Annotated in this window: 16 protein-coding genes; all 16 read left to right on the top strand. The window is 45.5% G+C overall.

Annotated features, from left to right (window positions below; translation table 11 throughout):
• The first annotated feature begins 66 nt into the window (after positions 1 to 66).
• The 16 genes from CI595_RS20075 (at position 67) to CI595_RS20000 (ending at position 12,940) form a co-directional block, all read left to right on the top strand.
• Complete coding sequence (locus CI595_RS20075; RefSeq protein WP_095175413.1) at positions 67 to 555, top strand: helix-turn-helix domain-containing protein; 489 nt, start codon at positions 67 to 69, stop codon at positions 553 to 555.
• Positions 556 to 776: 221 nt separating this feature from the next.
• Positions 777 to 1,286, top strand: a complete 510-nt coding sequence (locus CI595_RS20070) for an RNA polymerase sigma factor (RefSeq protein ID WP_095175412.1) — start codon at positions 777 to 779, stop codon at positions 1,284 to 1,286.
• Entirely contained in the window at positions 1,276 to 1,944 is a 669-nt protein-coding gene (lepB, locus tag CI595_RS20065; RefSeq protein WP_162291930.1) for a signal peptidase I, read from the top strand. Before CI595_RS20070 ends, lepB begins: the two co-directional genes overlap by 11 nt.
• Positions 1,945 to 1,953: 9 nt before the next feature.
• Positions 1,954 to 2,778: an ATP-binding cassette domain-containing protein gene (locus CI595_RS20060; RefSeq protein ID WP_095175410.1), complete on the top strand. Its 825-nt coding sequence runs from the start codon at positions 1,954 to 1,956 to the stop codon at positions 2,776 to 2,778.
• Positions 2,765 to 3,493 (top strand): hypothetical protein, encoded by a 729-nt coding sequence (locus tag CI595_RS20055; RefSeq protein ID WP_095175409.1) that lies wholly within the window; start codon positions 2,765 to 2,767, stop codon positions 3,491 to 3,493. Before CI595_RS20060 ends, CI595_RS20055 begins: the two co-directional genes overlap by 14 nt.
• A 19-nt stretch (positions 3,494 to 3,512) precedes the next feature.
• Positions 3,513 to 4,043 carry a dihydrofolate reductase family protein gene (locus CI595_RS20050; RefSeq protein WP_095175408.1) on the top strand — a complete coding sequence of 177 codons (531 nt, stop codon included), beginning with the start codon at positions 3,513 to 3,515 and terminating at the stop codon, positions 4,041 to 4,043.
• A gap of 39 nt (positions 4,044 to 4,082) precedes the next feature.
• A complete protein-coding gene (locus tag CI595_RS20045; RefSeq protein ID WP_095175407.1) occupies positions 4,083 to 4,655 on the top strand; it encodes a DUF3795 domain-containing protein in 573 nt (190 codons plus the stop codon).
• A 171-nt stretch (positions 4,656 to 4,826) separates the two neighbouring features.
• On the top strand, positions 4,827 to 5,546 hold the full coding sequence (gene azlC / locus CI595_RS20040; RefSeq protein ID WP_095175670.1) for an azaleucine resistance protein AzlC: 720 nt from the start codon (positions 4,827 to 4,829) through the stop codon (positions 5,544 to 5,546).
• Positions 5,543 to 5,869: a branched-chain amino acid transporter permease gene (locus CI595_RS20035; protein ID WP_278277954.1), complete on the top strand. Its 327-nt coding sequence runs from the start codon at positions 5,543 to 5,545 to the stop codon at positions 5,867 to 5,869. Before azlC ends, CI595_RS20035 begins: the two co-directional genes overlap by 4 nt.
• An 84-nt stretch (positions 5,870 to 5,953) precedes the next feature.
• Entirely contained in the window at positions 5,954 to 6,775 is an 822-nt protein-coding gene (locus CI595_RS20030; RefSeq protein ID WP_095175405.1) for a MerR family transcriptional regulator, read from the top strand.
• Between the two features lie 191 nt (positions 6,776 to 6,966).
• Positions 6,967 to 7,851 carry a hypothetical protein gene (locus tag CI595_RS20025; RefSeq protein ID WP_095175404.1) on the top strand — a complete coding sequence of 295 codons (885 nt, stop codon included), beginning with the start codon at positions 6,967 to 6,969 and terminating at the stop codon, positions 7,849 to 7,851.
• A gap of 6 nt (positions 7,852 to 7,857) precedes the next feature.
• Positions 7,858 to 8,553 carry a polyphosphate polymerase domain-containing protein gene (locus CI595_RS20020; RefSeq protein ID WP_095175403.1) on the top strand — a complete coding sequence of 232 codons (696 nt, stop codon included), beginning with the start codon at positions 7,858 to 7,860 and terminating at the stop codon, positions 8,551 to 8,553.
• Positions 8,554 to 8,635: 82 nt separating this feature from the next.
• Positions 8,636 to 9,313, top strand: a complete 678-nt coding sequence (locus tag CI595_RS20015) for a DUF4956 domain-containing protein (RefSeq protein ID WP_095175402.1) — start codon at positions 8,636 to 8,638, stop codon at positions 9,311 to 9,313.
• Between the two features lie 6 nt (positions 9,314 to 9,319).
• Positions 9,320 to 9,523 carry a hypothetical protein gene (locus tag CI595_RS20010; RefSeq protein ID WP_095175401.1) on the top strand — a complete coding sequence of 68 codons (204 nt, stop codon included), beginning with the start codon at positions 9,320 to 9,322 and terminating at the stop codon, positions 9,521 to 9,523.
• 78 nt (positions 9,524 to 9,601) lie between these two features.
• Positions 9,602 to 10,768: a CotH kinase family protein gene (locus CI595_RS20005; protein ID WP_162291929.1), complete on the top strand. Its 1,167-nt coding sequence runs from the start codon at positions 9,602 to 9,604 to the stop codon at positions 10,766 to 10,768.
• Positions 10,769 to 10,783: 15 nt separating this feature from the next.
• A complete protein-coding gene (locus CI595_RS20000) occupies positions 10,784 to 12,940 on the top strand; it encodes a hypothetical protein (RefSeq protein WP_095175399.1) in 2,157 nt (718 codons plus the stop codon).
• The last annotated feature ends 7 nt before the right edge of the window (positions 12,941 to 12,947 follow it).

Genomic DNA, 12,947 nt, shown 5'->3' with positions numbered 1-12,947 from the left:
GGCAGACTTGCTGGTGTGCAACCACCATGTTTGTTATAGTTGGGGAAACAAAAGGAGGAAATATAAATGAATGTATCAGAAAAAATATTACAGCTTAGAAAAGCTAAGGGTTTCACACAGGAGGAGCTGGCGGAAAAGCTCAATGTCTCCAGACAGTCAGTCTCAAAATGGGAATCAGGACAGTCTGTACCGGAATTAGAAAAGCTTGTGGCGCTGAGTGGGATTTTTGAAGTGACTACCGATTATCTGCTGAAGCCCTCAGAACTGGATGAACTTTCTATTAAAACAGAAATGCTGGAAAAACAGCAGCAGGAACTTGCAAGAGAGAGCAGGAAGAGAAAAGAAAAACAGTTCTGTGTCCTGAGTTGTGTGGGTATTTATCTGGCGGCCATTGCGGTTATTGTGCTTCTGAGAGGTATTTCCTTTGAAAACGATTTTCTATGGAATATCTTTCCGGGAGTTACACTGCCGTTTATTATATTAGCAGCAGCCACGGCAGTCGCTATCATGGTTTGCCTTCATCACAGAAACAAATATGATTCAGACTCACAATAAAGGGTACAGATAACAACAGCCGTAAAATCATTATAACAAGCAGGTCTGGCAGTTCATACAAAATGGCAGAACCTGCTTGTTGTAGTTGAAGGCGATTCTGCATGGATTTTTGCCTGTAACTGTGAGGGTACTGAACAGTTACGGAATATCATATAAATTCTGCGGGTAAGATGTAACCATTCGGAAAAATCAGTTACTAATCTATAGAGGGGAGTGAGAAAATGCAGGAATTTCAGGAACTGTATGAAAAATACAATCAATACGTCTACAATTTTATGCTGAAACTTACCAACTCCAATGCGGACCTTGCAGATGAACTGACCCAGGAAACCTTTTATCAGGTATACCTCTCCCTTCCGAAATACAGAGGAGATTCCAGCATTCTCACCTGGATCTGCGCCATTGCAAAAAATGTCTGCCGCAGATATTATAAGAAAAATCCTGCCACAGCGGACTTTGAGCAAATAGAGCCTGCTTTTTTGAAAGACAGGGAATTTACTTCCATGGAGGAAAGGGCAGAGCAGAAGGAGATATTTTCCCATGCTGTGCAGGAGATCATGGGACTGAAAGAAAAGTACAGGGATGTGCTGATCTACCGTCTGTTTTTCGATATGTCTTTTCATGAGATCGCAGAGGTGATGGGGATAAAAGAAAATTCCGCAAAGGTGATCTATCACCGGGGGAAGAACATGATTCGTGATAGAATGGAGGGATATGGGGATGAAGGATAATAGTTTCTGTCCGGCAGTAAAGGATCTGCTGCCCCTCTATGGGGATGGTGCGCTGAGTCAGGAGACGGAAGAACTGATCAGCAGGCATTTGAGAGCGTGCGGGGAGTGCAGAGCGCTCTATGAAAAGATAAAGGGGGAGGACATCAACACGGCCAATGAGTCAGAGGAAAGAATGCGGTATCAAAAAGTGGCAAAGCGTATCCGCCGCAGGCGGGCAGGAGTGGTGGGGCTTGTTGTATTATTATGTGTTTTGATCTTCATTATAACAGCCAGCATGTTTCAGCCGGCCATTGTCTCAGGTGATTGTATGGTGCCAACCGTCAGGGACGGGGAGTATTACATAATAAATAAATGGGCATACAAAACAGATGTCCCCAGCCGCAGGGATATTCTTGTATATGAGAAAGACGGCATTTACCATATTACCAGAGTGATAGGCCTGCCCGGGGAATGTGTGGAGATGAGACAGGGAGACGTGTACATTGACGGCAGACGATACGGGGAGTACAAGGATTATCCAAAGGACTGCAGTCTGGCGCAGACAGAACTTGGCAGTGATGAATATTTTGTTTTGGAGGATAATCTCAAAGCATCAGAAAATAATGAGCATATGATCAGGGAACGTGACATCACCGGAAAAGTGATGGTCACCCATTAAGGGGAGCAGATGAAAGAGATCATTCAGTTAGAAAAGATTTCAAAAGAATATGGTCATAAACGGATCATAAACCAAATTGATCTATCCATATATGAGGGGCAGTCTATTGCGTTTACCGGTCATAACGGAAGCGGAAAAAGCACCATGCTAAAGATTATTGCCGGGCTGGTCAAGCCTTCCGGCGGAAGAGTGGTTTACAGGGACAGGCTGCTGTTTCATTATGTACCGGAACGTTTTCCTAAAATGAGCCTCACAGCTTGGCAGTATTTAAAAAGGATGGGGGAGATAGACGGGATACCGCGGAAAGTTCTGGAAGACAGATGCGAAAACCTGTTTGAGGATTTTTTCCTGACCGAGATGGTCAATACCTCTATGAAGGACTTGTCCAAGGGGACTTTGCAGAAGATAGGTGTCATACAGGCCCTGTTGCGTAAGCCGCAGGTGCTGCTGCTGGACGAGCCTCTGTCCGGCCAGGATATGGATTCCCAGATGATCTTTATTGAGAAAATGAATGCCCTCAGAGCAGAAAATGTCACACTTCTCATGTCCTGTCACGAACAATATCTGATGGAAAGTATTTCGGACACGGTATTGTCAGTGGGAGAGGGTAAGGTGGAAAAGGTTGACATAACTGCAGCATTCTCCGGAAGAGAGTGCATTTTGTGGTTTGAAAAGCAGAAAAATGCCACTATGCCGGAGAAATACAGTCACTATATCCGGCAGACAGGGGAAGGCTGCAGGGCCAGGATTCCCGAAGATGAGAGCAGTCAGATGATAATGGAGATGATCCGGTGCGGATGGAAACTGAGGGGGATGCGTGATGCGGGAATTTAACGGATTGATAAAATATCAGATGCAGCAGTATTTCAGCACCAGCAAGTTTGTCATGCCTTTTGCCGTGCTCATGATCTTATTGTACAGTATTTATTCTTCAAAGCCGGTGGGAGTGATGGACAGCCTGACAGTATCTTGTGTATTTTTGTTTTTAGTCATGGTGTGGGTTGGGGTCACTGCCTGCGATATGGAGGATATGGTATCGGAACAGATCTTGATACTGAGAGTGCAGAGTGCTGAAAAATATTATGTCAGTCACGCAGTGTTCCTGTTTTTACTTGGAATGATGGTAAGTGCCGTTGCGGTTATCTTTCCGGTCCTTATGGATCTGTGGAATCAGGGACAGCTTTTTGAACGGCCTTTTGGTGCTGCAGACCTGGCCGGCGGTTTTACGCTTATGTGCTTGAGTGGATTCTCAGGTGTATCCCTGGGAGAGATCTCACATCCCAGGCTGAACAAGGACAGAAAGACCGCCATTATCTTCACCTTTCTGCTGGCAGTCACGGCTGTGACAAAGACGGCTCTTTTAAAAGAAGTACCTGTGCTGGCTGTGATTTTATGGGTACTTCCCCCTGTATCAGATGTGATGGCAATATTTGCGGATGAAACCTATTTTTCTGTAAATAAATATAGTACGGCGTTTATTATTCTGCTCTTATCTGGTATGATTTGGACAGCAGTAAAAATCGCGGGTTTGAAGAAAAAAGGATTTTAGCAGCAGAAAGGAGAGAGCTTTGAGAAAAACAGTATTATATATTGCGGAAAGTCTGGATGGTTTTATTGCAGCACCCGATGGGGATGTGAGCTGGCTGACCGGGGAATATCCGGATGGCCTGGAGGAGGGAAGTTATCCTGCGTTTATCAGGACAGTAGATACTGTGCTGATGGGATATACAACCTATCATCAGATCGTGACAGAGCTTTCACCGGACAGATGGGCCTATGAAGGTATGCAGACCTATGTATTTACCCATAAAGATATCTCGGATAAAAAGGAGATCACTTTCACGGAGGAACCCCCTGAGGTTATTTTGGAACGTCTGAAAGGGCAGGAGGGGAAGGATATCTGGATTTGCGGAGGGGCGGATATCGTAAACCAGATGGTCCAAAGAGATTTGATCGACGATTACCGGATCACCGTCATACCTGTCATTCTGGGAAAAGGCATAAGGCTGTTTGACGGAGAAAATCCCAAGATAAAACTGAGACTTATTTCAGCCAAATGCTATAACGGTATGACGGATTTGGTATACAGGCGGGAATAGGAAAGAAAACGGAGATCAGGGCAGTATGAGGAGGATGAGATGAAGGGATTTACCAGGGAAGATAAACGGTTTTCGCTGTGCGGGCTGAACTGCGGGCTGTGTCCCATGCAGATTGGAGGGTATTGTCCCGGATGCGGTGGCGGTGAGGGAAACCAGTCCTGTGCCATTGCCAGGTGCAGTCTGGAGCACGATAAAGTGGAATACTGCTGGCAGTGCGGGGATTACCCCTGCGGCAGATATGAAGGGATAGACCAATACGACAGTTTCATCACACACCGCAGCAGAGTAAAAGACATGCAGAAGGCTAAAGAGGCGGGCAGCAGGGCTTATGGGGAAGAACAGGCAGAGAAAGCGGAAATTTTAAGATATCTACTGGAGCATTTTAATGATGGGAGAAAAAAGAATTTTTACTGCTTGGCAGTAAATTTGCTGGATTTAGAGGATATCAGGTCCGTGATGAAGGTGATTGCGGAGAAAGAGGGGATCATGGACCTGCCACCAAAAGAGCGGGCAGCTTTTGTCTCTAAGCTGTTTCAGGCAGCAGCCGGGGCACATGGGATAGAATTGAAATTAAGAAAAAAGCCGGCCGGGAAGAGTCAGAAAACACCATAAATTTTTCATTTTCCATTTCCTTTTATCTGTGACTTTGATAGAATAGAAAGGAAAATGGCAGCAGTTATCCGCTGAGCGGTGAGGAGGAGATCGTCCGCAATGAGGAGAAATGTCCTCCCGGACAGCCAGTCTGTGTGCCGAATGACAAAAGATAAGAAGGCAGGAAAGAAAATGGAAGGAAAGAAAAAGAGGATCTTCAGGGCATTCTGTGCGGCCTTCCCTTATACCATACCTATTTTTGCAGGGTTTTGGTTTTTGGGGCTGACCTATGGCATTTACATGAATGTGTCCGGATTTAGTTTTTGGTATCCCATGATCATGAGCCTGACCATTTTTGCAGGCTCTATAGAATTTGTGGTGGTCAATATGCTGCTGGGCGCGTTCAATCCCCTGCAGGCTTTTGTCATGACCCTGATGATAAATGCCCGGCATTTATTTTACGGCATTTCCATGCTGGATAAATACAGAAATACAGGCTGGAAAAAGGGGTTCCTGATTTTTGGGATGTGTGATGAGAGCTTTACCATCAACTATACAGCAAAGATACCGGAGGACGTAGACAGAGGCTGGTTTATGTTTTTCGTGACGCTGCTGAATTATTTTTATTGGTTTTCCGGTTCCACATTGGGTGGGATCTTTGGTTCTCTTCTGAAGTTCAATACAGAAGGGCTTGACTTTGTGATGACTGCCATGTTTGTGGTTATCTTTATGGAGCAATGGCTCAAAGAAAAGAACCATGTGAGTTCCCTGCTGGGACTGGGTTTGTCTCTTCTGTGCCTGCTGGCCTTTGGGGCGGAGAATTTCATGATCCCTGCCATGGCAGCAATCATAGGAGTGCTGACCCTGCTTCGGAAACCTATTGAAAAAGAAAGGGGGGAAGTCTGCCAATGACTCTTACGCAGCAGATCATAACGATTGCTATGGTGGTTCTGGGCACCATGCTCACACGCTTTCTGCCCTTTCTGCTTTTTCCCGCGGGAAAACCGACTCCCAAGTACATACAGTATCTTGGCAGGGTGCTGCCGGCGTCTGTCTTTGGGCTGCTGGTCATTTACTGCCTGAAGAATGTAAGTGTTTTTACAGGCAGTCACGGCATACCCGAACTTCTGGCTATTCTGCTGGTGGTGGTGCTTCATCTCTGGAAACGGCAGATGCTGTTATCTATAGCAGGGGGCACGGTGTTTTACATGATTTTAGTACAGACGGTTTTTTGAATAAAAGTATTGACTCTCCCATAATGTTACACCCTATACTCTAAATGAGCTCGAATCATTCACATATGTGAAAGGTAAAAAAACATGTTAAAAATAGGAGATTTTTCAAAACTGTCAAGGATCAGTATCCGTATGCTGCGGCATTACGATGAAATCGGTCTGCTGAAGCCGGAAAAGGTGGATGTGTTCACTGGCTACAGATATTATGACGAATCCCAGCTTCTGGACGGAGAGCGTATCCAGGTGCTGAAGAACATGGGATTTGGTCTCTCCGTGATCCGGGAGATCATGGAGAATTATGCAGACCCGGAGGAACTGAAGCATTTTCTGGAGATCAAAAGACATGAAATTGCAGAGCAGGAGCAGATACTGAGGCAGAGAAAACATCTGATTGACAGTACCATGGAGTGGCTGAGAAAGGATGGTAATATTATGGGATACGATGTAAGTCTGAAGATTCTGCCGAAACGTTATGTAGCCAGTGTGCGGCAGGTGATCCCTTCCTATGAGGAGGAGGGGAGGCTGTGGCATATTATGATGGAGGAGACATTGGGCAGGAACATTCGCTATGACAGCCCTGCTTATGACCTGGCCGTATTTTATGATGGGGAGCATATGGAGGGAAATGTGGATGTGGAGGTGCAGCGGGCGGTAACCGGCACCTATCAGGACACAGAACATGTGAAATTCAAAACTGCACCCCAGGTCCAGTATGCCGGAGCTGCTTTTAAAGGGCAGTATGAAAAGATCACTAAGGTGAATGAAGCAGTGGCTAAGTGGTGTGCGGACAACGGGTATGAGTTCGATGGAATGGGATTTAACATTTATCATGTGGGACCAAAGGATACACAGGATCCGGAGGAGTATGTGACGGAGGTTTGTTATCCGGTAAAGAAGAAACAGTAAATAAGATGGAAAAGGCTTCTCTTAGGAGAGGCTTTTTTCATGTGATTTCCAGGCCGTGCATGGAAGTACCGGTAATTTAAAAATATATTAATTTGCAGTAGTTTACCCATATGCTATAATAAAATTATTGTATCATCTATGTAAAAAATAATAAAATGGTTCATTCTATTGATGATCAAGGGGAGGTTTTCATGGCAGGGGTGATCAGAGCTGCGTTTTTTTTGCTGCTTTGTCTGCAGGTCTGCTGTACCGGCGGATGTGGAAATAACAAAGAGGATACAGCAAAAAGGGTATGTAAAACCAGTATGTTTTCATGGGAAGAGGAATACCTGCTGCCGGATATGGAGGCGGAGGCAGGGCAGGCTTTGGAAACACTTGGCTGCGAGGCGGTGTACCAGCAGATACCGGAGGATACGGATATTGACGTAATAAAGGATTATCTGAAACGGCGCAGGAAAGCGGGGCAGGATGTTTACTGCCTGGCCGGAGATTCAAAGTGGGCAGTGCAGAAGAACGGGGAAGCCATGCTTCGGACTGTTGAAATCGTAGGAAAATGGAATAAAGAGGCAAGAGGGGATGGGGGATTCTGCGGAATCGTATGGGATGTGGAACCCTATCTGCTGATGCGGTGGGAGACTGACCCTGTCACAGTCATGTCACAGTTTGTACAGAACGCTGTAAAGGCATACCGGGCTGCAAAAGAGCAAGATTTGCTGGTGATTTTGTGTATTCCCAATTTTTACGACGCAGTGGGCATGGAGGAGTCACTGGAAAAGCTGATCCAGTCAGGCTGTGATGCTGTAGCTGTTATGAATTATGACAAAACAGATGAGGCAGGACAGATATCAGGAGAAGCGGAGCTGGCGGCAAAATATGAAAAGGGGATCATTCATATCACAGAAATGCAGAAGCCGGGCACCCATGAACTGGAACCGAAAAACACGTATTACCAGGATGGTTTTGAGGCGGTCAAAAAAAGCTGGAGACATCTCAGGGAAGAAATCCCAAATGAGAATATGGGATTTTCCTGGCATTACCTGAAACCTGTGCTGGAATTGCTGAGGGAAAGGGAATAATGGATTATGAGAGAGGTATTACGCCAGGAAAAAAAATATTTGTTGTCTTATGACCAGTTCAGAACATTAGATAATACATTTGAAAAAGTGCTGCATCCGGACCCCCATAACGGTGTGACCGGATACGCGGTGCGCAGTCTGTATTTTGATACCATGCAGGAGAGAGATTTTTATGAAAAGGAGGATGGGCTTGAGATCCGCAGAAAGATACGTCTGAGAACCTATGACCCCTCGTCCGATTTTGCAATGCTGGAGATGAAACAAAAGCAGGGAGAGAATCAGAAAAAAAGGTCTCTGCGTGTCACAAGAGAGCATGCAATAGAGTTGTCACAGGGAAGATACGGATGCCTTCTGGGGTATGAGGATTCCTTTGCAAAGGAGTGTTATGGGCTTATGAATATGATGTGTTACCGCCCAAAATCCATTGTGGAATACCAGAGGAAAGCATATATAGCAAGCGAGAACAAGACCCGCATCACTTTTGATTTTGATATAAAAGCCACAGAAAGTGATTTCCGGATTTTTGCCCCGGATTTAAATCAGAATCCTGTGATGGATAGATATCTGGTGGTTATGGAAGTAAAATACAGCGGATTTATGTTAAGCTATATAAAAAAGATGGTAAGCTTGGAGGGGAAAAGTCCTCTTTCGGTGAGCAAATACAGTCTTTCCAGAAGCACCAGCCTTCATTATTTATTTTAAAAAACGATTCCGTACCCTGGCAGATGCCGCTTCATGAGACACACAAACTCCAGGGAGAGCAGAAAGAGAGGATAAGAACCATATGAAAAATTACATTTACTCTATGTTTGAGGAGACAGGATCCCTGAATACGGAACAGATTATCTTAAATATACTGGTGGCCGTTATTCTGGGAGTTGTCATTTACCTGTCTTATTATTTCACCCACGCTGGCGGGGTGTATTCCAAAAAGTTTAATGTATCTCTCATAACCCTGACAATCCTGACCGCAACAGTGATGACTGTCATCGGAAATAACATTGCATTATCGCTTGGTATGGTAGGTGCGCTGTCCATTGTAAGATTCCGGACAGCGATCAAGGATTCCCGGGATACCACTTATATTTTCTGGACTATAATTGTGGGTATCTGCTGCGGTGTGGGGGACTATGTGGTAGCCTGCGTGGGAAGCGGAATTGTCTTTTTGGTCCTGCTTGTGCTTGGCAGAGTCAAGAATGACAATAGGATTCTCCTCATCATACGGGGGGCCAGAAATATGGAGCGCAGGATTGAAGCAATAGTATTTGACTATTTTGAAGCAAAAGCCATGCTGAGGGTTAAGAATACAAGCCGGGAATCCATTGAACTGATATACGAGATGCCCAGAAAGACGTATCTTATTTCTAATAAAAAAGAAAAGAGCATTGCGGAAATGCTGTATGAACTGGAATCTATTGAATATGTGAACATTGTAACGCAGAATGATGAGATCAGCGGGTAACAGAGCATGAAAAGTAAATGGATATACGTGGGGGCAGTGCTGCTGTCACTGGCCGGCGTACTGAGCATAGCAAAATTTGCGGAGCCGGAAAATGCCAGGGTGCAGCAGCATAAGTCTTACAATACAGAGGTGAAGGATACCAATCTATCTGTCGAGGCCTCAGATTTTTCCTCCCATCTGCCGGTTGTAAGTATTGAGACAGATGGGTAGACCATACCGGGAAGGCCGGAACAAGGCCAGAGGGTAAGCCAGGTGGAGAATACCTTTATCTCAGCCAGGATGCAGATCATGGAAAATGACGGAAAGCTCAATACACTGAAAGATGAACCACAGGTGGACGCAGACATACAGATACGTGTCAGGGGGAATTCTTCCAGGCTGTTTGATAAGGTGGGATATCTGTTTAAATTTACTGACACGGACGGCAGCGATAAGCCCTATGAGGTTATGGGGATGGAGCAGGACAGCACCTGGGTGCTGCACGGGCCGTTTCTGGATAAAACGCTTATGCGGAATTACATGTGGTATAACCTTTCCGGACAGATCATGGAGTGGGCGCCTGATGTACGTTTTTGTGAGGTGTTCCTAAACGGGGCTTACCAGGGGGTATATGTGATGACAGAACAGATAAGCGTGGGGGAAGGCAGGATAGAGGTGACGGAGTACGACGGAAGGTCTAATATCTCCAGCTATATTGTGTGTGTGGACAGAGAGAGCGTCAATGATGTGGACTACCTGGATAACTTTACAGAATATGCAAGGCGTATGACCAGCAAGGTGGAGGTCAAATATCCGGGGGCCAGGAAACTGACACCGGAGATCACGGATTATATCAGCCGGGATTTTTCGGAATTTGAGAAGTCGCTGTATTCCTACGATTATACTTCCAAACGTTATGGATACCGGAATTATATAGATACAGACAATTTTGTGGATTATTTTATTATCAATGAGGTGACACAGAATGCTGATGCAGGCATTTATTCCACTTACTTTTACAAAGATATAACGGGAAAGCTGAAAATGTCAGTGTGGGATTTTAATAACTGCTGTGATAATTATATGGAATACCAGCAGCCCATGGCAGGATTTTTCATGCAGAACAGAACCTGGTTTTTTATGCTCACCAAGGATGAGGACTTTACGGAGAAGATAATAACCAGATACAGGCAGCTCAGAAAAGGCATATTGAGCGATGATAATGTAAAGGCATATATGGAAGAAGTGCAGGACTATCTGGGATGTGCGGTGGAGCGGAACTTCCGGGTATGGGGATATACCTTTGAATCCCAAAATGATCTGCTGACAGGGGAAGGACGGCAGATCGGCTCTTATGAGGAGGCGGTGGAACAATACCGGAAACGTCTTGTGAGCCGCATGGGATGGCTGGATAAACACATAGATGACCTGTATTCTTATAGTCATGAGTCTGTGAATAAAAAATTCAATGACTAGTGGAGGAAACACATTTTGAAGAAATTTTTGATAGGGGCTGTTTCACTGATCCTTCTGGTTTTCCTGCTGGATACGGCATATTACCGGTGGGGATTCTATATTGATCTTCATCCGGGCAGGCAGGTCAGTACATTTACCGGAGTCAGCGGAAAGGAGATCCTGGTGGATGAGGGAAACGGTCCAAAGCCTTTTGAAATAAAGGGTGTGGATCTGGGGGCTGGAATACCGGGACATTTTGCCACAGAATATGCCATTGACAAGGAAACGTACCTGAGGTGGTTTGGTATGATCCGGGAGATGGGAGCAAATACCATCCGTGTGTACACCATTCTTTCCAGCGATTTCTATGAGGCAGTGTATGAATATAATAAGGACAATCCCGATCCCCTCTATATTATCCACGGGGTATGGGTCAATGATTATATACAGAATTCCCATGTGGATGCGTTTGATGATTCTTTTCTAAAAACGTTTAAGACAGACTGCAGGACTCTTGTTGATATCATCCACGGTAAGAAAAAGGTAAATCTTGGATACAGCACGTCCAATGCCAGCGGTTCTTATACAAAAGATATCTCCCCATGGGTATTGGGATATATTCTGGGAGTGGAGTGGGAAGATGTGACGGTGGCATATACGGACCATATGCGAAAAGAAAACAATACTTACCGGGGGGAATACATGTATACCACCCAGGAGGCCACACCATTTGAGGCCATGCTGGCGGAAGTGGGAGACCAGATCATTATGTATGAGAGCAAAAAATATAAGCAGCAGCGCCTTGTGGCATTTTCCAACTGGCCTACAACAGACCCCATGGAGTATCCGGAAGAGATCAACCGGTTGTTTATGAAATGTGCAAAAGTAGATGTGGAGCATATTGCGTCCACGGACAAATTCCTCTCAGGTCAGTTTGCCTCATACCATGTATACTCTTATTATCCTGATTATCTGAGCCATTATGACTCCTGGACGGATGAGATCCCTTACGCGGACGATTACCTGCAGGAGGACGGCAGCTACAACACTTATGGAATATATCTGGAGATGCTGAACCGGCACCATTCTATGCCGGTTGTTATATCGGAGTTCGGGGTACCTACATCCAGGGGCAGGGCACAGCTTGACTTTCATACTGCCCGTTCCCAGGGATATATGTCAGAGAAAGAACAGGGAAATGCCCTGGTGTCAAGCTATCAGGATATTAAAAAGTCCGGGTGTGCGGGAAGCGTTGTTTTTTCCTGGCAGGATGAGTGGTTCAAACGGACGTGGAATACCATGGCCAACGTGGATCTGACCAAGACTGCCTATTGGAGCGATTTTCAGACAAATGAGCAGTTTTTCGGGCTGATGTCTTTTGACCCCGGGGAGGAAGAGAGCGTCTGCTACACGGACGGAGACATAGGGGAGTGGAGCGGGGATGACGTTCTTACGGAAAATGGAGATTATGCGCTGTCCATGAAATATGATGAGAAGTTTATCTATTTCAGAGTCCACAAGGATAACCTGGATCTTGAAAATGAGAAAATTTATATTCCTCTTGATATTACGCCTAAGACGGGCAGTTATTATGCGGAAGGGGAGGATGTGAAATTTGAACGCCAGGCCGATTTTCTGCTGGTTTTGGACGGCAGGAAGAACAGCCGTGTGCTGGTGCAGAAGCGTTACGATGTATTTCACGTAGTGTACAGCGAAGATTACGGGGAGGAAAATCCGTTCTTTGATCCACCGGATAAGGATAGCCCTGTGTTTGACAGAATCTATATGGCCCTGCAGATCGGCAATGTGAATGCAGCGGAAGAGGGGGACCGAATGTCTGAGAAGTTCGAGACGGGAAGCCTTACCTATGGCAATGGAAACCCGTATGACCGGGAATACAATTCCGTATCGGACTTTATTGTCAGTGGCGACGATATTGAAATCCGCCTTCCGTGGGATCTGCTGAACTTTTCCAATCCCTCCCAAATGCAGGTGCATGATGACTATTATGAGAACTATGGAATCGAGAATCTGCAGATAGACGGAATTTATGCAGGAATCGGAACCGATGCTGCGAAAAATGACAGGATCGGGATGGAATGGAAGGAGCTGAAGGGATGGGGGAAAAATCCAACCTATCATGAGCGGCTGAAACAATCTTATTACATGATGCAGGAAATATGGAACAAATAGGAAAACA

Source organism: Blautia hominis (assembly GCA_002270465.1).
Lineage (GTDB): Bacteria > Bacillota > Clostridia > Lachnospirales > Lachnospiraceae > Blautia > Blautia hominis.
This window is presented reverse-complemented; position numbering and strand designations above follow the sequence as displayed.

Excerpts from the sequence above, each read along its gene's own strand:
- CI595_RS20075 (WP_095175413.1), top strand. The coding sequence starts at position 67 with ATGAATGTATCAGAAAAAATATTACAGCTTAGAAAAGCTAAGGGTTTC.
- CI595_RS20070 (WP_095175412.1), top strand. The coding sequence starts at position 777 with ATGCAGGAATTTCAGGAACTGTATGAAAAATACAATCAATACGTCTAC.
- lepB (WP_162291930.1), top strand. The coding sequence starts at position 1,276 with ATGAAGGATAATAGTTTCTGTCCGGCAGTAAAGGATCTGCTGCCCCTC.
- CI595_RS20060 (WP_095175410.1), top strand. The coding sequence starts at position 1,954 with ATGAAAGAGATCATTCAGTTAGAAAAGATTTCAAAAGAATATGGTCAT.
- CI595_RS20055 (WP_095175409.1), top strand. The coding sequence starts at position 2,765 with ATGCGGGAATTTAACGGATTGATAAAATATCAGATGCAGCAGTATTTC.
- CI595_RS20045 (WP_095175407.1), top strand. The coding sequence starts at position 4,083 with ATGAAGGGATTTACCAGGGAAGATAAACGGTTTTCGCTGTGCGGGCTG.
- azlC (WP_095175670.1), top strand. The coding sequence starts at position 4,827 with ATGGAAGGAAAGAAAAAGAGGATCTTCAGGGCATTCTGTGCGGCCTTC.
- CI595_RS20035 (WP_278277954.1), top strand. The coding sequence starts at position 5,543 with ATGACTCTTACGCAGCAGATCATAACGATTGCTATGGTGGTTCTGGGC.
- CI595_RS20030 (WP_095175405.1), top strand. The coding sequence starts at position 5,954 with ATGTTAAAAATAGGAGATTTTTCAAAACTGTCAAGGATCAGTATCCGT.
- CI595_RS20025 (WP_095175404.1), top strand. The coding sequence starts at position 6,967 with ATGGCAGGGGTGATCAGAGCTGCGTTTTTTTTGCTGCTTTGTCTGCAG.
- CI595_RS20020 (WP_095175403.1), top strand. The coding sequence starts at position 7,858 with ATGAGAGAGGTATTACGCCAGGAAAAAAAATATTTGTTGTCTTATGAC.
- CI595_RS20015 (WP_095175402.1), top strand. The coding sequence starts at position 8,636 with ATGAAAAATTACATTTACTCTATGTTTGAGGAGACAGGATCCCTGAAT.
- CI595_RS20010 (WP_095175401.1), top strand. The coding sequence starts at position 9,320 with ATGAAAAGTAAATGGATATACGTGGGGGCAGTGCTGCTGTCACTGGCC.
- CI595_RS20005 (WP_162291929.1), top strand. The coding sequence starts at position 9,602 with ATGGAAAATGACGGAAAGCTCAATACACTGAAAGATGAACCACAGGTG.